The sequence below is a fragment of the Nocardioides kribbensis genome (assembly GCF_015070375.1).
Classification (GTDB): domain Bacteria; phylum Actinomycetota; class Actinomycetes; order Propionibacteriales; family Nocardioidaceae; genus Nocardioides; species Nocardioides kribbensis.
Genome location: NZ_JADCLL010000001.1, coordinates 469442 through 494278, shown reverse-complemented (window position 1 = coordinate 494278; position 24837 = coordinate 469442). Strand labels below are relative to the sequence as shown.

General features: G+C 76.1%; 19 protein-coding genes. 15 read left to right on the top strand and 4 right to left on the bottom strand.

The window, feature by feature from the left end; translation table 11 throughout:
• Window positions 1-60 precede the first annotated feature (60 nt).
• From leuS to holA, 5 genes are all read left to right on the top strand, one after another.
• Window positions 61-2547 (top strand): leucine--tRNA ligase, encoded by a 2487-nt coding sequence (leuS, locus tag IR170_RS02370; RefSeq protein WP_193661562.1) that lies wholly within the window; start codon window positions 61-63, stop codon window positions 2545-2547.
• Between the two features lie 4 nt (window positions 2548-2551).
• A complete protein-coding gene (locus IR170_RS02365) occupies window positions 2552-3424 on the top strand; it encodes a DegV family protein (protein ID WP_193661061.1) in 873 nt (290 codons plus the stop codon).
• 130 nt (window positions 3425-3554) lie between these two features.
• Window positions 3555-4619 (top strand): ComEA family DNA-binding protein, encoded by a 1065-nt coding sequence (locus IR170_RS02360; RefSeq protein WP_193661060.1) that lies wholly within the window; start codon window positions 3555-3557, stop codon window positions 4617-4619.
• 1 nt (window position 4620) lies between these two features.
• Window positions 4621-6963, top strand: a complete 2343-nt coding sequence (locus IR170_RS02355; protein ID WP_319804877.1) for a ComEC/Rec2 family competence protein — start codon at window positions 4621-4623, stop codon at window positions 6961-6963.
• Window positions 6964-7034: 71 nt separating this feature from the next.
• The gene (holA, locus tag IR170_RS02350) at window positions 7035-8063 is read left to right on the top strand and encodes a DNA polymerase III subunit delta (RefSeq protein ID WP_056864183.1); all 1029 of its coding nucleotides are present in this window, start codon (window positions 7035-7037) and stop codon (window positions 8061-8063) included.
• Between the two features lie 90 nt (window positions 8064-8153).
• Here holA and rpsT read toward each other — a convergent pair whose 3' ends face one another.
• The 3 genes from rpsT to IR170_RS02335 form a co-directional block, all read right to left on the bottom strand.
• Entirely contained in the window at window positions 8154-8414 is a 261-nt protein-coding gene (rpsT, locus tag IR170_RS02345; protein WP_056864184.1) for a 30S ribosomal protein S20, read from the bottom strand.
• Window positions 8415-8560: 146 nt separating this feature from the next.
• Window positions 8561-9568: a phosphotransferase gene (locus tag IR170_RS02340; protein ID WP_193661059.1), complete on the bottom strand. Its 1008-nt coding sequence runs from the start codon at window positions 9566-9568 to the stop codon at window positions 8561-8563.
• A gap of 55 nt (window positions 9569-9623) precedes the next feature.
• Complete coding sequence (locus IR170_RS02335) at window positions 9624-10577, bottom strand: phosphotransferase family protein (RefSeq protein ID WP_193661058.1); 954 nt, start codon at window positions 10575-10577, stop codon at window positions 9624-9626.
• A gap of 87 nt (window positions 10578-10664) precedes the next feature.
• Here IR170_RS02335 and IR170_RS02330 point away from each other — a divergent pair, with 87 nt between their 5' ends.
• Genes IR170_RS02330 through IR170_RS02315 form a run of 4 tightly spaced genes read left to right on the top strand, consistent with a single transcriptional unit; the run spans window position 10665 to window position 16315 of the window.
• On the top strand, window positions 10665-12389 hold the full coding sequence (locus IR170_RS02330) for a thiamine pyrophosphate-dependent enzyme (protein ID WP_193661057.1): 1725 nt from the start codon (window positions 10665-10667) through the stop codon (window positions 12387-12389).
• Window positions 12390-12442: 53 nt separating this feature from the next.
• Complete coding sequence (lepA, locus tag IR170_RS02325; protein WP_056864187.1) at window positions 12443-14323, top strand: translation elongation factor 4; 1881 nt, start codon at window positions 12443-12445, stop codon at window positions 14321-14323.
• Between the two features lie 11 nt (window positions 14324-14334).
• Window positions 14335-15243, top strand: a complete 909-nt coding sequence (locus IR170_RS02320) for an aminoglycoside phosphotransferase family protein (protein ID WP_193661056.1) — start codon at window positions 14335-14337, stop codon at window positions 15241-15243.
• A 46-nt stretch (window positions 15244-15289) separates the two neighbouring features.
• On the top strand, window positions 15290-16315 hold the full coding sequence (locus IR170_RS02315) for an ATP synthase F0 subunit B (RefSeq protein WP_193661055.1): 1026 nt from the start codon (window positions 15290-15292) through the stop codon (window positions 16313-16315).
• A 66-nt stretch (window positions 16316-16381) separates the two neighbouring features.
• On the opposite strand, the gene IR170_RS02310 is transcribed toward IR170_RS02315, so the two are convergent.
• Window positions 16382-17131: a hypothetical protein gene (locus IR170_RS02310; protein WP_193661054.1), complete on the bottom strand. Its 750-nt coding sequence runs from the start codon at window positions 17129-17131 to the stop codon at window positions 16382-16384.
• 137 nt (window positions 17132-17268) lie between these two features.
• On the opposite strand from IR170_RS02310, the gene IR170_RS02305 reads away from it, so the two are divergent.
• The 6 genes from IR170_RS02305 to IR170_RS02280 all read left to right on the top strand — a co-directional run bounded on the left by IR170_RS02305 (window position 17269) and on the right by IR170_RS02280 (window position 24814).
• Complete coding sequence (locus IR170_RS02305) at window positions 17269-18537, top strand: oligosaccharide flippase family protein (RefSeq protein WP_193661053.1); 1269 nt, start codon at window positions 17269-17271, stop codon at window positions 18535-18537.
• Window positions 18534-19922 (top strand): O-antigen ligase family protein, encoded by a 1389-nt coding sequence (locus IR170_RS02300; protein WP_193661052.1) that lies wholly within the window; start codon window positions 18534-18536, stop codon window positions 19920-19922. Before IR170_RS02305 ends, IR170_RS02300 begins: the two co-directional genes overlap by 4 nt.
• Entirely contained in the window at window positions 19919-21133 is a 1215-nt protein-coding gene (locus IR170_RS19785) for a glycosyltransferase family 4 protein (protein WP_264674737.1), read from the top strand. Before IR170_RS02300 ends, IR170_RS19785 begins: the two co-directional genes overlap by 4 nt.
• A complete protein-coding gene (locus tag IR170_RS02290; RefSeq protein ID WP_193661050.1) occupies window positions 21130-22263 on the top strand; it encodes a glycosyltransferase in 1134 nt (377 codons plus the stop codon). Before IR170_RS19785 ends, IR170_RS02290 begins: the two co-directional genes overlap by 4 nt.
• Window positions 22264-22391: 128 nt before the next feature.
• On the top strand, window positions 22392-23663 hold the full coding sequence (locus tag IR170_RS02285) for a hypothetical protein (RefSeq protein ID WP_193661049.1): 1272 nt from the start codon (window positions 22392-22394) through the stop codon (window positions 23661-23663).
• Between the two features lie 44 nt (window positions 23664-23707).
• The gene (locus IR170_RS02280; protein WP_319804876.1) at window positions 23708-24814 is read left to right on the top strand and encodes a glycosyltransferase; all 1107 of its coding nucleotides are present in this window, start codon (window positions 23708-23710) and stop codon (window positions 24812-24814) included.
• Window positions 24815-24837: the final 23 nt, after the last annotated feature.

Here is a 24837-nt window from a genome sequence, read left to right as displayed (position 1 = left end):
CAGCACCAGCACCAGGACCAGCACCGGCCCGGCCGTCAGGGCCAGCACCAGGAGACCACGATGACGCAGGACCGCACCACGCACGCCGAGACCGAGGCGGCGACGTACGACGTCGTGGCGACCGAGGAGAAGTGGCAGCGGGTCTGGGAGGAGCTCGACCCCTTCCGGGCCGACGACGACTCCCCGCGCGAGAAGCGCTACGCGCTCACGATGTTCCCCTACCCCAGCGGCGACCTGCACATGGGCCACGCCGAGGTGTTCGCGCTGCACGACGTCATCGCGCGCTACTGGCGCATGCGCGGCTTCGAGGTGCTCGACCCGATGGGCTGGGACTCCTTCGGCCTGCCGGCCGAGAACGCCGCGATCCGCAACGACGAGCACCCGGCGACCTACACCTACGCCAACATCGAGACCCAGGCCGCCTCGATGCGCCGCTACGGCCTGGCCTTCGACTGGTCGCGCCGGCTGCACACCTCCGACCCGGAGTACTACCGCTGGACGCAGTGGCTGTTCCTGAAGTTCCGCGAACGTGGCCTGGCCTACCGCCGCAAGAGCCCGGTCAACTGGTGCCCCAACGACCAGACGGTGCTGGCCAACGAGCAGGTCGTCGACGGCGCCTGCGAGCGCTGCGGCGCGGTGGTCACCAAGCGCGACCTGACGCAGTGGTACTTCAAGACCACCGAGTACGCCGAGCGGCTGCTGACCGACCTCGACCAGGTGGCCGACCGCTGGCCGAACCGCGTCGTCACCGCCCAGCGCAACTGGATCGGCCGCTCCGAGGGCGCCCACGTCGACTTCGCCGTCGAGGGCCGCGAGCAGCCGGTCACCGTCTACACCACCCGCCCCGACACCCTCTTCGGCGCGACCTTCATGGTGGTCGCCGCCGACGCCGACCTGGCCGCCGAGCTGGTCAGCGACGCGCAGCGGCCGGCCTACGAGGCCTACCTGGAGGAGATCCGCAGGGCCTCCGACATCGAGCGGCTGGCCACCGACCGGCCCAAGAGCGGCGTCGACCTCGGGGTCACCGCGACCAACCCGCTGACCGGCGAGCGGCTGCCGGTGTGGGCGTCGGACTACGTGCTCGCCGACTACGGCACCGGCGCCATCATGGCCGTGCCCGCCCACGACCAGCGCGACCTCGACTTCGCCCGCGCCTTCGACCTGCCCGTGCGCCGCGTGGTCGACACCGGCGAGCCCGACCCCGCCGAGAGCGGCGTCGCCACCAGCGGCGACGGGGCCTACGTGTCCTCCGGCGAGCTCGACGGCCTCACCGACAAGGCCGCCGGCATCAGCCGCGCCATCGAGCTGCTGGAGGAGCGCGGCACCGGCACCGGCACGGTCAACTACCGACTGCGTGACTGGCTGCTGAGCCGGCAGCGCTTCTGGGGCTGCCCGATCCCGATCATCCACTGCCCCTCCTGCGGCGAGGTGCCCGTGCCGGAGGACCAGCTGCCCGTCGAGCTGCCCGAGCTCAAGGGCGCCGACCTCAAGCCCCGGGGCGTCTCCCCGCTGGCCGCGGCCAGCGAGTGGGTCGACGTCGCCTGCCCGACCTGCGGCGGCGCGGCGAAGCGCGACAGCGACACGATGGACACCTTCGTCGACTCCTCCTGGTACTTCCTGCGCTTCACCTCGCCGGGCTACACCGAGGGGCCCTTCGACCCCGAGAAGCTGCGCGAGTGGGGGGCGGTCGACCAGTACGTCGGCGGCCTCGAGCACGCCGTGCTGCACCTGCTCTACGCCCGCTTCTTCACCAAGGTCCTGCACGACATGGGCATGCTCGACTTCGTCGAGCCCTTCGAGGCGCTGCTGGGCCAGGGCGTCGTGGTCAACCAGGGCCGCAAGATGAGCAAGTCGCTGGGCAACGGCGTCAACCTCGGCGAGCAGCTCGACGCCTTCGGCGTCGACGCGGTGCGCCTGACGCTGGTCTTCGCCAGCCCGCCCGAGGACAACATCGACTGGGCCGACGTGTCCCCGTCGGGCTCGCAGAAGTTCCTCCAGCGGGCCTGGCGCCTCAGCGGCGACGTCACCTCGGCGGCGGGCACCGACCCGACCGGCGGCGACGCGACGCTGCGCTCGCAGACCCACCGCACGATCCGCGACGCCGCCGAGCTGGTCGAGGGCCACCGCTTCAACGTGATGGTGGCCCGCGTGATGGAGCTGGTCAACGCCACGCGCAAGGCCGTCGACACCGGCTGCGGCCCGGCCGACCCGGCGGTGCGCGAGGCCGTCGAGACGGTCGCGCAGCTGCTGTCGCTGGTCACGCCGTACGTCGCGGAGGAGATGTGGGAGCGGCTGGGCCACGAGCCCACCGTCGCCCAGGTCGCCTGGCCCGAGGTCGACCCCGCGCTGCTGGTGGAGCAGTCGGTCACCGCGGTCGTGCAGGTGCAGGGCAAGGTCAAGGCCCGCCTGGAGGTCGACCCCGGCATCGACGGCGAGGCCCTGGAGGCGCTGGCCCTGGCCGACGCCGACGTGCAGCGTGCCCTCGACGGGCGCGAGGTGCGCAAGGTCGTGGTGCGGGCCCCGAAGCTCGTCAACATCGTGGTCTGAGCGCGTGCCCGCCGGTCGCGTCGTCGTCGTCACCGACTCGACCGCCAGCCTCCCCGGGGAGCTGGCGGCCGGGCTCGGGATCGTCGTGGTGCCGCTGCAGGTGGTGATCGGCGCCAGCGCCTACGACGAGGGCGAGGCCGAGGGCGAGGCGACCCCGGCCCTGGTCGCGGCGGCGCTGCGGGAGTGGACGCCGGTGTCGACCTCGCGCCCCTCGCCCGAGCTGCTGCTCGAGACCTACGAGCGGGCCGCGCGCGGCGGGGCGGAGGCGATCGTGTCGGTGCACCTGTCGGGTCAGATGAGCGGCACGGTGGAGTCGGCCCAGCTGGCCGCGCGCCGGGCGTCGGTGCCGGTGGAGGTGGTCGACACCGAGCAGGTCGGCATCGGCACCGGCTACGCCGCCCTGGCCGCCGCCCGTGCCGTGGCCGGCGGGGCCGACGCCGTGACGGCCGCCGCGGCCGCACGCGAGCGCGGCCGCACCACCACCTCGCTGTTCTACGTCGACACGCTGGAGTACCTGCGCCGCGGCGGGCGCATCGGCACCGCCGCGGCACTCTTCGGCGGCGCGCTCGCGGTCAAGCCGCTGCTCCAGATCGCCGAGGGTCGGGTGGCGCCGCTCGAGCGCGTGCGCACCTCCGGCCGCGCGCTGGGTCGCCTCGAGGAGCTCGCGGTGCAGGCGGCCACGGCGGCCGGCGGACCCGTGGAGGTCTCGGTGGCCCACCTGGCCAACCCCGAGCGCGCCGCCCAGCTGGTGGAGCGGCTCGCCGGACGGCTCGACGTCGAGCTGGCCGGCGAGGAGATCTCCTGCGGCGAGCTCGGCGCCGTGCTCGGGGCCCACGTCGGGCCCGGCATGATCGCGGTCTGCGTCGCTCCCCGCTGAGGTCCCCACGCGCCCGAGGCCGGTCGCGGGGGCGCCCACCTCTCATGCACAGGGCGCCGCGGATACTCGCCGGTCCACAGGCGGCCTCCGGTCGCCGCGACGGGCCGCGGTGGCTTCGTAGCGTGCCGGCATGCGCACCCGACCCCGCCCCGAGCACCAGGAGGCCGTCGCCCGTCGGCTGGCCCTGCTGACTGCCGAGCTCGACGCCGCGCGTGCCGCCGGCGGGGAGCAGCCGTGGTGGGACGGGCACACCCGGGTCGCCGGGGAGCAGCCACCGCTGCGGCTGGTGCCGGCGCCGACGGAGGGCCGGGAGCCCGGCCCGGGGCGGTGGCCCGGGGCCGCCCCTCCTGCGGACGGTGCCGCGGCCCCTGCTGCGGCCGCTGATGCGGACGCTGCGGTGGGCGGTGCGGTGGGCGGTGCGGTGGTCGTGCCGGTGCCGGGGCGACACGCCGCGAGGCGCTCGCGGGTCGGGGTGCGACGGTCCTGGGCCGCGCGCCTGCCCGCGGTCCCGCTGCAGCCGGGCCACGTGGCCGCCCTCGCGCTGATGGTGGCGGCGGCGCTGGCGCTCACGTGCTGGTGGGTCGTGCGGTCCGACCCGGTCGTGGAGGCTGCGCCCGCCGCTGCGGCCGGGCCCGAGGCGGCGCCCTCTCCGCTGGTCCCGACCACGCCCGAGGCGTTCGGCGCCGCCCCGACCGGCGCGGTCGGGGCGGAGGCGTCGGGGCAGGCGTCGGGGCAGGCGTCGGGGGAGGCCGCCACGGTCACCGTGGACGTCACCGGCAAGGTGCGCCGACCCGGCATCGCGGTGCTCGAGGCGGGCTCGCGGGTGGTCGACGCCCTCGAGGCCGCGGGCGGGGCCCGCCCCGGGGTCGACCTGGCGGGGCTCAACCTGGCTCGTGTGCTCGTCGACGGGGAGCAGGTGGTCGTGGGGGTCGCGGCCGTGGCCGCACCCGCCCCGGCGGCGGCCCCCGGCGCGGTCCCCGGGCCCGAGGCGGGTGCGCCCGTGGCCACGGTGAGCCTCAACACCGCCACCCAGGCCGAGCTGGAGGCCCTGCCCGAGGTCGGGCCGGTGACGGCGCAGGCCATCCTCGCCTGGCGCGAGGAGCACGGCGGCTTCACCTCGGTGCAGGAGCTGCTCGAGGTCGACGGCATCGGCGACGCCACGCTGGCCCAGATCGCCCCCCACGTGACCCTCTGAGGTGCGCGACCCCCGGATGGCCCTGGTGGGGCTCGCGGCGTGGACCGGCGCCCTCGCCGGCACGCTCCTCACGCTCGGCTGGGCGGCGCTGATGCTCGCCGCGGCCCTCGTCGGCGGGGCCGCGCTGGCCCGTCGCCGCCCCGGCACCCGTGCGCTCGTGGCGGCGCTGCTCAGCGTGCTGGTCGCCGTCGGGGTCGTCGCGGTGCTGCGGGCCGCGGTCGTGCGCGACGGGCCGGTGGCCGACCTCGCCGCCGAGCGTGCGGTGGTCGACCTGGAGGGCACGGTGGTCAGCGACCCGCGCCCGGTGCAGGGCGCCTTCGAGGAGCAGGTGGTCGTGCGCCTCGACGTCGACCGCGTGGTCGGGCGTGGTCGGGCGTGGCGGCTCTCCGCGCCCGTGGTGGTGCTCGGCGGCGCCGACTGGGCCGCGGTGCCGCTCGGTGCGCGGGTGAGCACCAGCGGGCGGCTGGCCCCCTCCGACTCCCGCGGCGGCGACGAGGTCGCGGCGCTGCTGGTCGGCGCCGACGCGGTGGCCACCCTCGAGGGCCCCGACGTGTGGTGGCGCGGCGCTGCCGGCGTACGGGCCTCGCTGCGGGCGGCGGTCGAGCACCGTCCCGCGGCCCAGCGGGTGCTCGTGCCCGCGCTGGTCGTGGGCGACGACGCCGGCCTCGACCCCGGGGTCGCCGAGGACTTCCGCACGACCGGGCTGACCCACCTGACCGCGGTGTCCGGCACCAACCTCACGCTCGTCGTGGGGTTCGTGCTCCTCCTGGCGCGCTGGGTCGGGGTGCGCGGGCGCTGGCTGGTGGTCGTCGGCGCCCTCGGCATCGTCGGCTTCGTCCTGCTCGCGCGCACCGAGCCCAGCGTCGTGCGCGCGGCTGCGATGGGGGCGGTGGGGCTGCTGGGCCTGGGTCGCAACGGCCGGCAGCGCGGGTTCCGGGCCCTGGGCGTGGCGGTCACCGCGCTGCTGCTCGTCTCGCCCGGACTCGCGACCACGGTGGGGTTCGCGCTGTCGGTGCTCGCGACGGCCGGCATCCTGGTGCTGGCCCCGCCCTGGCGCGACGCGCTGCGGCGCTGGCTGCCACGGTGGGCGGCCGAGGCGGTGGCGGTGCCGGCCGCGGCCCAGCTGGCCTGCACGCCGCTGGTGGCCGCCGTCTCCGGCCAGGTCAGCCTGGTCGCGGTGGTGGCCAACCTGCTGGTGGCCCCTGTCGTCGGCCCGGCGACGGTGCTCGGCCTCGTGGCCGGGCTGGTCGGGTTGGTCTGGCCGGGGCTGGCCACGGTGATCGGCACCCTGGCCGCGTGGTGCGTGGCCTGGATCGTGCTGGTCGCCCGCCGCGGGGCCGACCTCCCCACGGCGGCCGTCGCCTGGGGCACCGGCCCGCTGGCGCTCGTGGTGCTGACCCTCGCCTGCGCCGCCCTGGCGCTGCTGGCACCCCGCGTGCTGCGCAGCCGGGCACTGGGGCCGCTCGCGGTCGGCGTCGTGGTCCTCGTCGCGCTGGTGCGGCTCCCGACGCCCGGGTGGCCGCCGCCGGGCTGGGTGCTGGTGGCCTGCGACGTGGGCCAGGGCGACACGCTGGTGCTGCGCACCGGCCCGGGGGCCGCGGTGGTGGTCGACGCCGGCCCCGACGCCGCGGCGGTCGACCGCTGCCTGACCGACCTGGGGGTCGAGCAGGTGCCGCTGGTCGTGCTCACGCACTTCCACGCCGACCACGTCGACGGCCTCGCCGGCGTGCTCGAGGGCCGGCGCGTCGACCGCGTCGAGGTGACCTCCGTGCCGGACCCGCCCGGCGGTGTGCAGCACGTGCAGGAGGTCGCTGCGGAGCACGGCGTCGCGGTGTCGACCGTGGCCCACGGCGCGACGTCGCGGGTGGGCGAGGCCACGCTGCAGGTGCTGTGGCCACCGGTGCCGGCCCCGCCGGTGCGCTCCGGGGCCAGCGCCGCCAACGACGCGAGCGTCGTGCTGCTCGTCGAGGTGCGCGGGGTGAGGATGCTGCTCACCGGCGACCTCGAGCCCACCGGCCAGGCGGTGCTCGCCGCGGCCCTGCCGGGCCTGCGCGCCGACGTGCTCAAGCTGCCCCACCACGGCAGCGCCCACCAGGACGAGGCCTTCCTGGAGTCGCTGGCGGCCCGCCTGGTCCTGGTCTCGGTGGGGCAGGACAACACCTACGGCCACCCCTCGCCGCAGGTCGTCTCCGACCTGGAGCGCACCGGTGCGCGGGTGCTGCGCACCGACCTCAGCGGCGACCTGGCCGTCGTCGTCGACCCCGACGGCGCTCTCGGCACCCTCACCCACGAGCCGCTCGGCCCGGCCTCGACCGCGGAGCCGGGCGGCGCCGGCGATCGCTGAGCCCCGCGCGCACGCGGTCGGCCCAGCCGCCCGCACGCGCTGTCCCCGGGCTGTGGCAGGCTCGACCCACCATGGCCGCCGCATCGTCCTCGACCCGCTCCGCCGCCCGACCCGCCGGGGGTCGGGGGCCGAGCGCCGCCGACGTCCTGGGCCGGGTCACCCTGGTCACCGGCAAGGAGGAGTTCCTCGGCGAGCGCACCGTCGTCGCCGTGCGCGCCGCGGTCAGGGCCCACGACCCCGAGGCCGAGCTGGCCGACTCGCCCGCCGCCGACCTCACCCTCGCCACCCTGGGGGAGATGTCGGCCGCCTCGCTGTTCTCCAGCACGCGCTGCGTCGTGGTGCGGGCGCTGGAGCACCTCCCGGAGGAGTCGGTGGCCGGCCTGCTGGCCTACGCCGCCGACCCGGTCGAGGACGTCGCGCTCGTGCTCGTGCACGGCGGCGGCGCGAAGGGGTCGGGCGTGCTGGCCAAGCTGCGCAAGCTGCCCGCGGTGACCGAGGTCAAGTCGGCCGAGCTGCGCGCCTCGGAGTACCCCTCGTTCGTGGCCGCCGAGGTGCGCTCCCACGGGGCGCGCATCGACCAGGAGGCGGCCTCGGTGCTGGTGCAGGCCGTCGGGCAGGACCTCCGCTCGCTGGCCGCCGCGGCCCACCAGCTCACCAACGACTTCCTGGGCGAGAACCTCACCGTCGAGAAGGTCAAGCAGTACTTCGGCGGCCGCGCCGAGGCCAAGTCCTTCGCCGTCGCCGACGCCGCCTTCTCCGGCCACACCCGTGCCGCGCTCGAGGAGCTGCGCTGGGCCCTCGACAACGGCGTGGCCTCGGTGCTGGTGACCTCCGCCTTCGCCGGCAGCGCGCGCGGCCTGGCCCGGCTGCGCTCGGCACGAGGTCGCGGCGAGGCCGACCTCGCGCGCGAGGTCGGCGTGCCCCCGTGGAAGCTGCGCACCCTGCGCGACCAGCTGCGCGGGTGGGACGACGACGGTCTGGCCCGCGCGATCCGGGCGGTCGCGCGCGCCGACGCCGACATCAAGGGCGCCGCCAGCGACCCGTCGTACACGCTGGAGCGGCTGGTGCTGACGATCACCGGCCTGCGCACGCAGCGCTGAGCGGGACCGCGCGGTCGGGCCGCGCAGCTGGGCCGGAGAACGACGAAGGCGCCACCCCGGTCCGGGGTGGCGCCTTCGTGGTGGACCGGCTCAGAGAGAGGCGGTCTTCTTGGCGATGGCCGACTTGCGGTTCGCCGCCTGGTTCTTGTGGATGACGCCCTTGGAGGCGGCCTTGTCGAGCATGCGCGCAGCGTCGCGGCCGGCGGTGACGGCGGTGTCCTTGTCGCCGGCGTCGGCGGCGGAGCGGAACTTGCGGACGGCGGTCTTCAGGCCGGTCTTGACCGCCTTGTTGCGCTCGTGCGCCTTCTCGTTCTGCTTGTTGCGCTTGATCTGGGACTTGATGTTCGCCACGGATGTGCCTTCGCTTCGAGTCGACGTGTGGTGGTCTGGTGCTGCAGGTCTGCGGTGCGGTCGGCGCAGGCTGCGGCCAGACACGCGACGAGCAAGATTAACAGCGGCGCTCCTGGCCCCCCAAATCGCACCACCCGCACCTCGGGTCACACCCCCAGGCGCCGCGCCGCGCCGCCGAGGAAGCGGGCCGACTCCCGGCGCCGGAAGTCCGCCAGCCCCGGCAGTCCGACGTCACGGGCGGTGTGGGCCCGCAGCGCCAGGTGGGTGCCGAGGCCGGCCAGCACCCCCGTCACGACGTCGTCACCGGCGCGGACCAGGGCGGGCGAGGAGGCCAGGGAGTCGTCGAACCACGGCCGGTCGACCCGCTCGAGCCGGGCCAGCAGCGGGTCGGTCCAGGCCGGCCCGACCCCGAAGGCGCCCCAGTCGAGGAAGACCACGCCGCCGTCGGGGCGCACCAGCAGGTTGTCGTCGCGGATGTCGAAGTGGACCACGTGGTCGACGGGCTCGAGGCGCACGCGGGCCAGGAGCCCGGCCAGCGCGTCGCGCTCGCGGCGGACCCAGGCGGGCACGGCGCGGGCCGGGAGCTCGTCGAGGCGCTCGACGGACTGCGCCCACTCGGCCATGACCCGGCCCAGGTCGTGGGGTCCGGGCGCGTAGAGCGCGGGCTCCCCGGGCAGGGGCGGGCCGGGCACCGGCAGGTCGACGACCCGCTCGGCCATGATGGCGACGAGCCGGTCGGTGGCCTCGAGCAGGGCGGCGGCCTCGGCGTCGTCGTCGAGGTCGGGGTGGCGACCCTCGACGTCCTCGAGCACGAGCGCCACCCAGCCGGCGTCCCCGCCGTGCTCGGCGTCCCCGTCCTCGTCGTAGGAGGCCACGAGGTCGGCCCACAGCGGGCTGGAGCCCAGCAGCCCGAGAGCGTCACGCTCACGCCGGAAGAGGGTCGGGGTGTGGGGGTTGAGCTCGGCCCCGACCGCCTTGACGAAGGCCCGGCGGCCCGAGGCGCAGGCCACCCGGGCCGCGCACCCCGGCGACATGCCGCCGACCTGGTCGGCGTGGGCCACCACCGGCGAGCCGAGGACGTCGTCCACCCAGCGACGCACGCGCACGGGCACGTCGACCCACGACCGTCGGCTGCCCACGGCGCGCGGGCTCACCTCGCCCTCACCGCGGGACCGGTCGCGGGGCTGGTCACGGGACTGGTCACGGGGCTCACTCCCACCCGCGCCGCTCGCTGAGCCAGTGCCAGCACACGTCGCCCTGCCACCACTGCGCCTCGCGCAGGTGGGGGGAGGTCGGGGGCACGGGGTCGCCGGAGGACTTGAGGAAGTAGCCGGTGACCAGGGCGAGCACGATGTCGACGGCCTCGGGGGCGACGCCGGCGAAGGTCGGGTGGGTGGCGAGCACGGCCTCCACGTCGAGTCCGTCGCCGCGGGGCCCGATGAGCAGCAGCAGGGAGTCGATCCACGGCGCCCCCAGCGCCGGCCAGTTCCAGTCGCAGACCAGGACGCTGCCGTCGGGGCGCACCAGCAGGTTGTCGTCGCGCACGTCTGTGTGCACCAGGGTGCTGCCGGCGGTCACCTCGCGGAAGCGCCCGGCCAGGAGCGCGGCCTCCTCGCGGTGGCGCAGGTCGGGCAGGCTGCGCCGCAGGCTGTCCCAGTACGCCGGGAAGCCGGCGAACTCGGTGGCGAAGTCGGCGGCGCCCGCGACGACGGCCGGGCCGTCCGGGGCCGCGGTCAGCGTCTCGGCGGCGCGGGCCAGGGCCGCCAGCGCGGCGTCGAGGTCGGCGGGGGTCCACGGCCGGCGGGGCGCGCGCGCCTCCACGTGCTCGATGGCCAGCACCACCCAGTCGCCGTCGTCGTGGACCCACCGCAGCCGCGGCGCGGGGGTGGCCGCGGGCAGGGCGGCCAGCGTGCGGGCCTCCGCGCGGTAGGCCTCGGCGAAGGGCCGCTGGGCCTTGACCGAGGCCGCCTTGACGAAGTGGCGGCTGCCGTCGGCGCACACCAGCACCGAGGCCATGCCGGGGGTGAAGCCGGCGCGCTGGGAGCGGGCCTCGACCACGGGGGAGCCGAGGCGCCGCTCCACCCGGGCGCGCAGGGCCGGGGGCAGGAAGGACCACTCGACGCGCCGCGCCGTGCGGCCGTGGGGGATCGTCGTGGGGTGCACGCGGCCATCCTCGGCCACCGGGCCCGTCGGCGGCGACCCACCCCGCGAGGGGAGCCGGGCGTCGTGCCGCGAGCGGAGGGTGGGGCCATGACCACCGTCGCAGAGCTGCTCGTGGAGTCCCTCGCCGACCACGGCGTCACCCAGGTCTGGGGCGTGGTCGGCGACGCGCTCAACCCCGTCACCGACGCGATCCGGCGCGAGGAGCGCCTGGAGTGGATGGGGGTGCGCCACGAGGAGGTCGCGGCCTTCGCCGCCGGGGCCCAGGCCCAGCTCACCGGGCGGCTCGGCGTCTGCATGGGCACGGTGGGCCCGGGGGCGATCCACCTGCTCAACGGGCTCTACGACGCCAAGAAGTCAGGCGCCCCCGTGCTGGCCATCTGCGGGCAGGTGCCGCGCGGCGACATGGGCAGCGACTTCTTCCAGGAGGTCGACAACGACACCCTCTTCGCCGACGTCTCGGTCTTCTGCGAGACCGTCACCAGCACCGAGCAGCTGCCCGGGCTCATCGAGCGGGCCGGCAACGCCGCCCTCCAGCACCGCGGCGTGGCCGTGCTCACCCTGCCCGGCGACGTCGGCGAGCTCGACCTGCCCTCCGGCACGCCGGTGCCGCGCCTGGTGGCCCGCCCGGCGCTCGCCACGCCCGACCCCGACGCCCTCGCCGAGGCCGCCACCGCCCTCGAGTCGGCCTCCGCGGTGACCCTGCTGGTGGGCGCCGGCGCGCGGCACGCCCGCGCGGAGGTGCTGCGGCTGGCCGAGCGGCTCTCCGCGCCGATGGTGCTCTCGCTCAAGGCCAAGGAGGGGCTGGAGGAGGACAACCCCTACGAGGTCGGCCAGTCGGGCCTGCTGGGCAACCACGCCTCCGAGGTGGCCTTCTCCGGCTGCGACGTGCTGGTGCTCCTCGGCACCGACTTCCCCTACACCGGCTTCCTGCCCGAGGGGAAGACTGTCGTGCAGGTCGACCTCGACGGCGCCCGGATCGGCCGGCGGATCCCGGTGCAGCACGCCGTGGTCGGCGACGCCCGTCTCGCCGTCGAGGGCCTGCTCGCCCGGCTGTCGGCCAAGCCCGACCGGTCTCACCTGGAGTCGGCGCGCTCGTCGTACGACGCCTGGCGCGAGCGGCAGCAGCGCCTCACCGACCCCGACCACGACCGCAGGCCCCGCGGGCTGCTGCGCCGGCGGGTCGACAACCCCGACGCGCTGATCCGCCCCGAGCTGCTGGCCGCGGCCGTGGACCGCCACGCCGCGAGCGACGCCGTCTTCACCACCGACACCGGCATGGCCACCACCTGGCTCGCGCGCTTCGTGCGCATGTCGGGCACGCGCCGGCTGCTCGGCAGCTACAACCTCGGCTCGATGGCCAACGCCATGCCGCAGGCCCTGGGCGCCCAGGGCCTCGACCGGGGCCGCCAGGTGGTGGCCTTCTGCGGTGACGGCGGTCTGTCGATGCTGATGGGCGACCTCATCACGGCCGTCTCCCACGACCTGCCGGTCAAGCTGGTGGTCTTCGACAACGGCCGCCTGGGCATGGTCAAGCTGGAGATGGAGCAGGCGGGGCTGCCCGAGTTCGGCACGGTGCTGCACAACCCCGACTTCGCCGCGGTGGCGCGGGCCGTGGGCCTGCACGGGGTGCGGGTCACCGACCCCCACGACGTCGACGAGGCCGTGCGCGAGGCGCTGGCCCACCCCGGGCCCGTGCTCCTCGACGTGGTCACCAACCCCGACGAGGTGGCCGTGCCGCCGACGCCCACCGTCGCGCAGGGCTGGGGCTTCGCGCTGGCCAAGACCACGGAGTTCGTCGCCGCTCCGGAGTGACCTCGCGGCACGGGTTTCGCGCCTGTGGCGGCGTTGGGGACAATGGGCGCACCATGGCACCCACCCCTCTGCCGCAGCCCGGCCAGACCGCGCCCGCGATCATCCGCAACTTCTGCATCATCGCGCACATCGACCACGGCAAGTCGACGCTGGCCGACCGGATGCTGCAGCTGACCGGCGTGGTAGACGAGCGCGCCGCCCGGGCGCAGTACCTCGACCGCATGGACATCGAGCGCGAGCGCGGCATCACCATCAAGAGCCAGGCCGTGCGCATGCCGTGGACGGTGCCGGCGGCCAACGAGCAGGGCGCCGAGGCCGGCGACTACGTGCTCAACATGATCGACACGCCGGGCCACGTCGACTTCACCTACGAGGTCTCGCGCTCCCTGGAGGCCTGCGAGGCCGCGGTCCTGCTGGTCGACGCGGCCCAGGGCATCGAGGCGCAGACGCTGGCCAACCTCTACCTCGCCATGGGCGCCGACCTGCACATCATCCCGGTGCTCAACAAGATCGACCTGCCCAGCGCCAACCCCGAGAAGTACGCCGCGGAGCTCGCCGGGCTGGTCGGCTGCGACCCCTCCGACGTGCTGCGGGTCAGCGCCAAGACCGGCGTCGGCGTGGCCGACCTGCTCAACGAGATCGTCAAGCAGACCCCGCCGCCCGTGGGCGAGGCCGACAAGCCCGCGCGGGCGCTCATCTTCGACTCCGTCTACGACACCTACCGCGGCGTGGTCACCTACGTCCGCGTCATCGACGGCGAGCTCAGCCACCGCGACCGGATCAAGATGATGTCGACCGGCGCCACCCACGAGCTGCTCGAGCTCGGCGTGATCAGCCCCGAGCAGGTCAAGGCCGACAAGATCGGTGTCGGCGAGGTGGGCTACCTCATCACCGGGGTGAAGGACGTGCGCCAGTCGCGCGTCGGTGACACCGTCACCACCCAGCACCACGGCGCGACCCAGGCCCTGGGCGGCTACAAGCACCCCAACCCGATGGTCTACGCCGGTCTCTACCCCATCGACGGCGACCAGTTCGGCGACCTGCGCGAGGCGCTGGAGAAGCTCCAGCTCAACGACGCGGCCCTGACCTACGAGCCGGAGACCTCCGGCGCGCTCGGCTTCGGCTTCCGCCTGGGCTTCCTGGGCCTGCTGCACATGGAGATCACCCGCGACCGCCTCGAGCGCGAGTTCAACCTCGACCTCATCTCCACCGCCCCGAACGTGGTCTACGAGGTCGTCATGGAGGACGGCACCGAGCTGACGGTGACCAACCCCAGCGAGTACCCCGAGGGCAAGATCGCCGAGGTCCGCGAGCCGGTGGTCAACGCCACGATCCTCAGCCCCTCGGACTACATCGGCACGATCATGGAGCTGTGCCAGACCAAGCGCGGCACGCTCAAGGGCATGGACTACCTCTCCGAGGACCGTGTCGAGATGCGCTACACGCTGCCGATGGGCGAGATCGCCTTCGACTTCTTCGACCACCTCAAGTCCAAGACCAAGGGCTACGCCTCGCTCAACTACGAGCGCTCGGGCGAGCAGGCCGCCGACCTGGTGAAGGTCGACATCCTGCTCCAGGGGGAGCCGGTCGACGCCTTCTCCGCCATCGTCCACCGCGAGGCGGCCTACTCCTACGGCGTCATGCTGGCCGGCAAGCTCAAGGACCTCATCCCGCGCCAGCAGTTCGAGGTGCCGATCCAGGCCGCCATCGGCGCCCGGGTGATCGCGCGGGAGAACATCCGCGCCATCCGCAAGGACGTCCTGGCCAAGTGCTACGGCGGCGACATCACGCGCAAGCGCAAGCTGCTGGAGAAACAGAAGGAGGGCAAGAAGCGGATGAAGATGGTCGGCCGCGTCGAGGTCCCCCAGGAGGCGTTCATCGCCGCGCTGTCCAACGGCCCGACCGTCGCCGGCGAGAAGACCGGCAAGAAGTAGGTGCGGGCCCGGTGAGGCCACGGCTGCCCGCCGAGGTCACGGCCTTCGCCTCGCGAGGGCCCGACTGGGCGGCCTTCGTCGAGCGGCTGCCGCGGCTGGTCGAGGAGCTGGCCGGTGCGTGGGAGCTCGCCGCCGACGGCGAGTCCCGCGCCGGGCACTGCTCGTGGGTGCTGCCGGTGCGCACCGACCGCGGGGCGCCGGCGGTGCTCAAGCTCGCCTTCCCCGACGAGGAGTCCGAGCACGAGGCGCTGGTGCTCCAGCGCTGGGGCGGGCGCGCGAGCGTGCGGCTGCTGCGGGCCGACCCGCACCGTCGCGCGCTGCTGCTGGAGCGCCTGGAGGACCGCGACCTCACCGAGGCCTGGGACGTCGAGGCCTGCGAGGTCGTCGGCGGGCTCTACGCCGCACTCCACACGCCGGCCCCGCCGCAGCTGCGCACCCTCGCGTCGTACGTCGAGCCCTGGAGCGAGCGGCTGGCCGGGCTGCCGCGCGACGCCGGGGTGCCGCACCGCCTGGTGGAGCAGGCCGTCGCGCTGGGCCGCGACCTGCTGGGGGACGCGGCGGCCGTCGGCACCACGATCCACACCGACCTGCACTACGCCAACGTGCTGGCGACCTCCCGCCCCGACGGGCCGGAGTGGCTGGCGATCGACCCGAAGCCGGTCAGCGGCGACCCGCACTACGAGGTGGCGCCGCTGCTGTGGAACCGCTGGGAGGAGGTCCTGGCCTCCGGCGACGTGCGCGACGCGGTGCGCCGCCGCTTCCACACCACCATCGACACCGCCGGTCTCGACGAGGACCGCGCCCGCGACTGGGTGGTGGTGCGGATGCTGCACCAGGCCCTGTGGGCGGTGGAGGCGGGCTCGCCCGACCCGGAGTGGCTGACCCGCTGCATCACGATCGCCAAGGCCGTGCAGGGCTGAGCCGGGTTACCCTCGGGGCAGGACACCAGCGCAAAGGGGGACGACGGTGACCGATCAGGACCAGTCGCAGGACCAGTCGCAGGACCAGTCGCAGGACCAGTCGCAGGACGCAGCGGGCGATGCGGGCGACCGCCCGGCGGGTGACGTCGGGGCGCGGGCCGCGGCGCTGCGCGCGGAGCTGGCGACGCGGCGCGAGGCCAGCGGGCTGCTCGCCGAGGCCACGCGCGTGCGCGACACGGCCGTGGCCGAGGCCGACGACCTCGTGCGCGAGGCCCAGGAGCTGGCCACCACGCTGGTGGCCGAGGCCCGCGCCGACGCCGAGCGCGAGCGCGACGCCGCGGCGGAGCAGGCCCGCAGCACGGTGGCGGAGGCGGAGGCGACGGCCACCCGGGTGAGGCAGGAGGCCGAGGCGGAGGCCGTCCGGGTGCGCGACGAGGCCGAGGCCGCGCGCGCCGAGGCCCGCCGTGAGGCCCGGGCCGAGGCCCTCGCCGAGATGGCCCAGGTGCGCCAGCAGGCCGAGCGACTCATCGCCGGGATCGACTCCGACCTGCGCGGTCTCGCCACCACCCTGGCGAGCGCCAGCACGGTGGCGCTCGCGGTGACCACCGCGGCCGCCGAGCTCGACGCCGCCGTCGGCTCCGACCTGCAGGCCGACACGACCGACACGGCCGACACGGCCGACGCGCCCCAGGGCGCCGACGCGGTCACCGACGGCCCCTCCGGCCCGGGGACCGAGGTCACCGCGCTGCCGGTCGTGGGTCCCGACGACCACGCTGCCGACGACCTCGCTGCCGACGACCACGCTGCCGACGACCACGCTGCCGACGACCTCGCTGCCGACGACCTCGCCGACGACGGCGACGCAGCGTCCGGGTCCACCTCCGGCGCCGACACCGCCCCCGGCCCGGTGCCCGTGGGGGAGGACGAGGCCGTGGCGCCCGAGCCCGAGCCGGCGACGGGCCCGTCGTCGCGGACCGCGTCGACCGCCCGTGCCACGGGCGGCGAGCAGGACGACCTCGACCAGGCCCTCACGGGTGCCCGCCCGTTGGGCTGGCTCTTCCGCGGCCACTGAGACGCTGTCGGCCGCGGCGCAGGCGGTGCCCTCGGCGCCTCCAGCACCCGGGGCGCCCGGGCGTGACTAGCCGCAGGTCGGTGCGACGGGGCTGGTCGAGGGGTCGAGCGGTCGCACCGTGATCGAGTCGACCACGGTGCCCTCGGGCACGCCCTGGAAGAGCTGCATCTCGATCGGACGCACCTCGAAGGCCGTCAGGCAGGTCCACACCCCGGTGACGACCGCCACCAGCTGACCGTCGACGCCGCGCAGGATGGCCTGCACCAGGGCCTGCGGGATGTCGGCGCTGCCCACGGTGAGGTCGGCGTTGACGACCGTGCGGCTGGCGTTGAGGTCGCTGGCCAGGCCGGTGGCCGAGGCGGTGGAGCTGTCCTGGTCGGTGGCGGCGGGCTGCCAGGCGACGTCGCGGTAGTCGAGGTCGACCGCGGCGACCTCCCCGACGTCGACGCCGACGGGGAAGTAGAGCCCGTAGATCTCGCCGGGGGCCAGGTCGGTGACGGTGCAGCAGGCGTCCTGCCCGACCATGGCGCTGGCGCTCCAGGTGCCGAGGGACACGTCGTCGCGGTCGAAGGCCTCGAGGGTGACCTCGGCGGTGCGCAGCGTGCGGTCCTCCTCGTTGCGCACCAGCACCGAGAGGAGGCCGTCGGTGACGGCCCACTCGCTCGTGGTCAGCACGTCGGGCGCCTCGGCCGCGCCCGAGGCGGGGGCGTCGGCCGCGCCGGCCACCTGGGCCCGCAGGTCGGCGCAGCCGCCGAGGGCCAGCAGGAGAGCGGGCAGCAGGAGCGCCACCAGGAGGCGGGCCGGCTGGGTGCGCATGTGTTCCCCCGAATCACCGTCGACACGCGTGGACCGGCACCCATGATGCCCTCGCGGGTGTAGCGACAAACCATCCGGGGTAGCGTCGGAGCACGATCATGGCGATCGGGAGGACGTCCCGGTCGCAGTCCGGGGGGATGATGTTCGACGTCGCGCGTGCCGTGGTGGCCACACCGACGCGCGCCCTCCCGCCCCGCGAGCGCCCTGTGGGCGCGGGGGCGCTGTGGTTCGCCACGCACGCCGTGAGCCTGAAGGCCGGGCAGACCGTCGTGCTGCTGGCCCTGGCCGCGGCCCTGGTGCCGGCCGACCTCGGGGTCGTCGCCCTGGCCACCCTGGTCTCGAGCGCCGTGGCGCTCGTCAGCGGTCTCGGGGCCTCCGCCGCCCTGGTGCGCTGGGAGGGCGACGTCGACCGGGCCGCCCGCTCCGCGGTCTCCCTCGCGCTGGCCTCGGGCGTTGCGGCGACGCTCGCGGTGTGGGTCGCGGCGCCGGCGCTGGTGTCCGCGCTGGGGGCGGGGCCCGCTGCCGTGGGCCCGGTGCGCGGGCTCGTGCTGACGGCGCCGCTGGTCGCGGCGGCCATGGTCACCCTCGAGCTGATGCGCCGCCGTCTGGCCTTCGGCCGCCGGGTGCTGCCCGACGTCGCGGCCTCCCTGCTGGGGGCCGCGCTGGCGGTGTGGCTGGTCGGGCGTGGCTGGGGCGTCGCAGCGCTGGTGGCCGGTCAGGTGGTGCAGGGCGTCGCGGTGCTGCTGCTCGCCTGGTGCGTGCACCCGCCCGTGCGCCCGGGGTGGCACGCCGACGACGTGCGCGGCCTCCTGCGCTTCGGGCTCCCGTGGTCGGGGGCCCACCTGCTCGAGCTCGTCCAGGTCAACCTCGACTACGTCGTGGTCGCCCACCTGCTCGGCGCGGTGGCGCTGGGCCACTACTCGCTGGCCTTCCGGGTGGCGGCGGTGCCCTACCTCCTGGTGGCCGTGGTCCTCTCCAGCGCCGCCTTCCCCGTGCTGTGCCGCCGGCGCGGCGCGGAGTTGCGGGCCACGGTGTCGGACCTCGCGCGGCTCTCGCTGGTGCTGCTCCTGCCCGTCTGCGGGCTGCTGGCCCTGCTGGCCGACCGCCTGGTGCTGCTGGGACCCGCGTGGGCCCCGGCCGTGCCGGTGCTCCGGGTGCTCGCGGCGTACGCCCTCGCGGCGGGGCTGCTCCACGTGACGCTGACCGTGCTGCACGCCATGGGCCGTCCCGGCGAGGCGGTGCTCGCGCGGCTGGCCCACCTGCTGCTCCTGCTGCCGGCGCTGCTCCTGCTGGCTCCCGCCGGGGTCGTGGCCGTCGCCGCGGCGCAGGTCGTCGTGGCGGCGGCCGTGCTCCTGGCGGCCCTCGCGCGCGTCGGCTCGCTCCTGGGGGAGGGTCGGACCCGATGACCCTCATGCTCCGGGAGGCGCCCAGCGCCCTGCTGTCGGTGGGGCGCCCCCGTCGGCACGACCCGTCGCGGCGGACCGGGCCGGCGTGGCTGCACACCGTCGTGCCGGTCCTGCTCGCCCTCCTGGGCGGCGTGTCGGTGGGTCTCGCCCCGGGCCTGACCGGCCTGGTCGTGCTGGCCGTCGTCGTGCTGACGCTGCTGCTGGGCCAGATCGAGATCGCCGCCCTGGTGGTCGTGGCGGCGTCGGTCTTCGAGGACTACCTGGTCTTCGTCTCGCCCGCCGCCACCAAGACGCTGGCCGTGGTGGTGGTGGTCGCCTGGGCCGTGCGCCGGGCCGCGCGCCCCTTCCACCACGCACCGCGCAGCCCCGTGATGGTGTCGGCCGGCGTGCTCGCCGTCGTGCTGCTGCTGTCGACCCTGGTGACCGGCTCCGACAGCGAGGCGGTGGCCACCCTGGGTCGGTGGGCCGGCTTCCTGGCCGTGCTGGTCGTGCTCGCCGACTGCCTGCGCGGGCGCCTGGCGCCCACCGTGCTCGCCGAGGTCTACGTCGCGTCCTGCGCCCTGGCGGCCCTCTGCGCCCTCGTGGTCTTCCCCTCCGCCGACGGCGACCGCCGGGTCGGCGGGCCGGTGGCCGACCCCAACGACTTCGCCTTCTACCTCCTCGCCGCGGTGCCGCTCGGCCTGGCCGTGCGCGCGGAGAGCCGCCGGCCCCGCGCGTGGGACCTCGCCACGGTCGTGTGCGCGGTCGCCCTGGCCGGCACCTACTCCCGCGGCGCCGTGCTCGGGCTGCTGGTCGCCCTGGCCGTCGCCGTCGTGGTGCGGCTGCTGCCGTGGCGCGCCGTCGGAGCCCTGCTGGTGGTCGTGGTCACTGCGGTCGCCTTCACGGCGTCGGTCAACGCCGACCTGGTCAGGGTCAGCTTCGAGCAGAAGCAGGCGGTGGCCCAGGAGAACGTCTCCCAGCGCCTCGAGCTGTGGCAGCAGGCCGCCCGGATGACCCTCGACGCGCCGCTGCTCGGTCACGGCCCCGGGTCCTTCGCCGAGGAGCACCAGGACTACGCGGGCGACGCCGGGGCCTCCGTGGCCGACCTCGACACCGCCCACAACACCTATCTCGAGGTGGCGGCCGAGCTCGGTCTCCTCGGCCTGCTGGCCCTGCTCGCGGTGCTCGTGACCGCCTTCGCCGGTGCGTGGGCTCGCTGGCGGCGCGACCGCTCGCCGCTGGCCGCGGGGGTGTGCACCGCGCTGGTGGGCACCGGGGTGGCCGCGTCCTTCCTCAGCGAGCAGTTCTACCTCCCGCTGTGGCTGCTGGCGGCCCTCGCCGTCGCGGTGTCCGTCGGCGACCGCGCACCCGCGCGGCGACCACCGCGCGTGCGCCGCGCCCGATGAGGCCTCCCGACGGGGTCCGCCCGCCGAGCTCGGCTGTTCCCGCTGCGCCCGCCGTGCCCGCCGAGCACCGGTGGCGCGGCCGGGTGGTGCACGTGCTGACCCAGCCGGGGGGCGGACCGGCCGACCACGTGTCCGCGGTGGCGGCCGCCATGGCTCGACAGGGGATCGAGGTGCACGTGGTGGGTCCGGAGTCGCCGCGCTCGGAGGCGGTGCGGGCGGCGGGGGCCGCCTGGCACACGGTGGCGGTGACCTCCAAGCGGGACGCCGCCGGGGCCGTGGCGCTGGCGCGGGTCGTGCGCGGCCTGCGGCCCGATGTCGTCCACCTCCACGACCGGCGGGCGGCCTGGGTGGGCCGCCTCGCCGCCCCCGCCCTGCAGGCGGGCGTGGTGCACACCGTGCACGGGGTCGCCGACGGCCTGAGCGACCTCGTGGCGGGCAACGCCCTCGTCGGCCCGCGCCGGCGGCGCGACGACCTCTACTACGTCGCCGGCGAGCGGTGGGCGACCCGGTGGTCGGCCCGGTGGACGCGCACGCGCGTGGTCACGCCAAGCCGGGCCGTCGCGGACTTCCTGGTGCACCGCGTCGGCGTGGACCCCGACCTGCTCGACGTCGTGCCCAACGGCGTCGAGGTGCCGCCCGTCGGCCCCGTCGGACCCGTCGGCCCCGGACCCGCCCGGGCGCCGGCCCTGGTGTGGGCCGGCCGGCTGGTGACGGCCAAGCGGCCCGGCGCGCTGCTCGACGCGGTCGAGCGGGTGTCGGGGCTGGGACCGGTGGTGATCGCGGGGGAGGGGCCGGAGCGCGACCTCCTGCTGCGCCGCGTGGCGGCGACCGGCTGGCGTGGCCCGGGCGGCGTCGAGGTGGTCGGGCAGCTGCCCGACCTCGCCCCCGCGCTGGCTGCGGCCGACGTCTACGTGTCGACCTCCGCGGCCGAGAACCAGCCGCTCGCGATGCTCCAGGCCATGGCCCACGGTCTGCCGGTGGTGGCGACCGCCGTCGGCGGTGTGCCGGAGGTCGTGCGCGACGGGGTCGAGGGCCTCCTGGTGCCGGTCGACGACCCCGACGCCCTGGGGGCTGCGCTCCGGCGCCTGCGTGACGACCCGCGGCTGCGGCGGCGGCTCGGCACGGCCGCGCGCGAGCGGGTGGCGGCCGGGTGGACCCGGTCGCACTGCGTCGCAGGACTGCTGCGGACCTACGGCCGGGTGACGGCGTGAGGGTGCTGGTCACGATCGCCGAGATGGGACCGGGCGGCGCGGAGACGCTGGTCGCGGAGATGGCCGCCCACCTGGCCGCCGAGGGCCACCAGGTCAGCCTGGCCAGCAGCGGCGGCTTCCGCGAGCGGGAGGTCGCCGGGATCGGCGGTGTCGACACGCTGCGCGTGCCGCTGCGACGCGACACGGCCCTCGACCGCGCGCGCTCCGTCGTACGCCTCGCGGCGCACGCCCAGCGCCTGCGCCCCGACCTGGTCCACGCCCACAACGTCCGGGCCACCCTCGTCGCCCGGATGGCGACCTATCCGGCGGGTGGACCTCCGGTGCTGAGCACCGTGCACGGCCTCCCGCCGCAGAGCTACCCCCGCGCCGTCGGGGTGCTGACCCGCTGCGCCGACCACGTCGTGGCCGTCTCCGACTCCGTCGCCGACGACCTCGTGGCGGCCGGGCTCGACCCGCAGCGGCTCTCGGTCATCGAGAACGCCGTGCGGGTGGCTCCGGCGGCCCGCGCCGGCGACCGGGTCGCAGCGCGGCGCGACCTGGGGCTCCCCGAGGGGGGACCGGTGGTGCTCTGCCTGGCCCGGCTGGCCGGGCCCAAGCGCCAGGACCTGCTGGTCGAGGCCTGGGCCGAGCGCAGGGCCCAGCACGGGGACGGGCGCGCGCACGGGGAGGCGCTCGGCACCCTGTTGCTGGTCGGCGAGGGGCCGCATCGCCGAGCCCTCGAGCAGCAGGTCGCCGACGCCGGGCTCACCGCGAGCGTGCGCCTGCTCGGCGAGCGCGCCGACGTGGCGCGACTGCTGGCCGCGGCCGACGTCCTGGTGCTCCCCAGCGACCGCGAGGGCCTGCCGATGGCCGTGCTCGAGGCCATGGCGGTCGGGGTGCCCGTGGTCGCCAGCGACGTGGGCGGCCTGGCCAGCCTGGGCGATGCGGTGACGCGGGTGGCGCCGGGCTCCGCGCCCCGGCTGGCGGCCGGCCTGCACGAGGTGCTCGCCGGCGGCCGCGCGGTCACGGAGCGCACGGCGCGGGCCCGTGGGCTCGTCGACGCGCGTTTCGCCACGGCGACCATGCACGCGGCCTACCGTGACCTCTACCGCAGGCTGCTGACGGGTTTGGGTGGTGCGCTCGGGTGGTAGACATTTCAAGCGGTGGCCGCACCAGGGTGCCACCGTGCAGCACTCCGCTCGGGGGCGTGCGGGGCCGGGAAGATCTCCTGGCCACGGGTGAGGACGGTCGGGCAGGACCGACCGCGGAGAGCGTGGGCATGGAGCTGCGAGACATGGGGGCCGCCCTGTGGCGCCAGCGTCTGCTGGTGGCCGTGGTGGTGGTGGTCACGGCGATCGGCGTCGCGGTGGGGGTGTGGTCCTCGACCAAGACCTACACCGCGACCGCGACGGTGTCGGCCGCCCCGGCGCCCGGAGCGCCCGCCCCGGCCGAGCTCGACGACCTGCGCGCGACCCTGGCCGAGACCGCCACGACGCCCGAAGTGCTGCGTCAGGCCGCCACGCGCGCCGGGGTCGACCGGTCGGTGGGGGAGCTGCTCGACGAGGTCGACGCACGCTGGGTCGAGGGCACCCAGCTGATCGAGATCACCGTCGCCGACCCGTCGGCCCGCGACGCGGCGGGCCTGGCCAACGCCGCGTCCTTCACGCTGCAGCAGAGCGACCCCACCGGGGCCTTCGAGTTCACCGACGTCGACCCCGCGGTCGAGCCGGCGACCTACTCCAGCCCCGACCTCCCGCTCGCCATCGGCGTCGGCGTGCTGCTGAGCCTGGTGCTCGCGGTGGTCTCGGCCCTGGCCCGCGACCGCCGGACCTACACGGTCAAGGACGCCCAGGGCGTCGAGGCGGCGCTGCGCGCCCCTGTGCTCGCCCACGTGGCCCCACCTCGGTCGCCGACCCTGCAGGCCATGTTCACCGGCACGCCGGCCGCCGACGTCTTCCGCCGCCTGCGCCTGTCGCTGGAGGCCTCGCAGCGGGCGCACCCGCCGCGCCTGGTCGTCGTCACGGGGGTGACGACGGGCGACGTCAACGCCTGGCTCGGCGCCAACCTGGCCATCTCCCTGGCCTCGGCCGGTCGCCGGGTGCTGCTCCTCGACGGGCGGCTCGCGACCCCCGCCGACGAGCTCCTGCCCGAGGAGCCCGACACCCCCGGTCTCCACGACGTGCTGCGCGGCACGCCCTGGGAGCGAGCGGTCAGCCCCGGCCCCGTCGACGGCCTCAGCGTGCTGCCCCCTGGTCGCGCGCCCGCCTCCGACGCGGGCGCCGAGCCGGGCGACCTGCTCGAGCGGAGGTTCGGGGCGCTGGCGGAGGCCCTGACCCGCGCCTTCGACGTCGTGGTGGTCATCGCCCCCTCGCTGGAGGAGCGCGACGACGCGCTCGTCATGTCCGCGGGCGGCTCGCTGCTGCTCGGGGTCGTGGAGGGCGTCATCAGTCCCGAGGCGCTGGCCGCCTACGCCGACCGGTTCGTCGTGGCCGGCGTGCGCCTGGCCGGCACCGTGCTCGTCGGGCACCGCGCCGAGGCGGTCGCGCTCTGAGCGCCGCGACCGCCCCCGTCGGGGCCACGCCGGGCCGTCCGCACGTGCTGCACGTCAGCGTGCCGACGAGCGAGGGCACGGCCGAGGTGCTGCTGGGCTACGTGCGCGAGCAGCTGGCCCGGGGCTGGCGGGTGAGCGTGGCCTGCCCCTCGGAGGGCTGGCTGGGCTACGCGGCCCGCGAGGCCGGCGCCGAGGTGGCGTGGTGGCGCGCCGGTCGCGAGCCCGGCGTCGCGACCCTGGAGGAGACCGCCCGTCTGTCCGCGCTGGTCACCAGGCTCGGTCCCGACCTGGTGCACCTGCACAGCTCGAAGGCCGGCCTGGCCGGTCGGCTGGCGGTGCGACGGCGCGTGCCGACCGTCTTCCAGCCCCACGCCTGGTCCTTCCAGGCCGGGTCCGGCACGTCGAGCCGGCTGGCGCTGCGGTGGGAGCGCTTCGCCGTGCGGTGGACCGACCAGGTCGTGTGCGTCGGCGAGGGGGAGCGGCTCGTGGGCGAGGCGGCGGGCGTGCGCGCCGAGGTGACCGTCGTGCCCAACGGGGTCGACCTGCGACGCTTCGGCCCCACCAGCCCCGAGGACCGGGTCGAGGCGCGTGCGCGCCTGGGCCTGCGCGAGGCCCCGACGGTCGTGTGCGTGGGGCGGCTGAGCCACCAGAAGGGCCAGGACGGGCTGCTCGACGCCTGGACGTCGGTCCTCGAGGCCGTGCCGGGTGCCCAGCTGGTGCTCGTCGGCGCCGGGCCCGACGAGGCCGACCTGCGCCGGCGTGCCAGCGGCCTCGGCGGGGTCGTCTTCGTCGGCGCCCGCGTCGACGTGCCCGACTGGCTCTCGGCGGCCGACGTCGTGACCGTGCCCTCGCGCTACGAGGGCATGGCCCTCGCGCCGCTCGAGGCGATGGCGAGCGGACGCAGCGTCGTGGCCACCGACGTGCCGGGGATCGCCGAGGGCGTGGTCGACGGTGTGGGGGCCCTCGTGCCGCCCGGCGACCCGGACGCCCTCGCCGCGGCTCTCGTCGAGCGACTCCTCGACCCCGCGCGGGCCGACGACGAGGGGTGGGCGGGCTACGACCACGTCAGCGCCGAGCGCGACGCCGCCGAGGCCGCCCGGCGCGTGGCCCGCCTGTCGCTGAGCCTGATGGCGTCGCGCAACCGCGCCTGAGCGGGAGCCCGACGGCCCGTCGG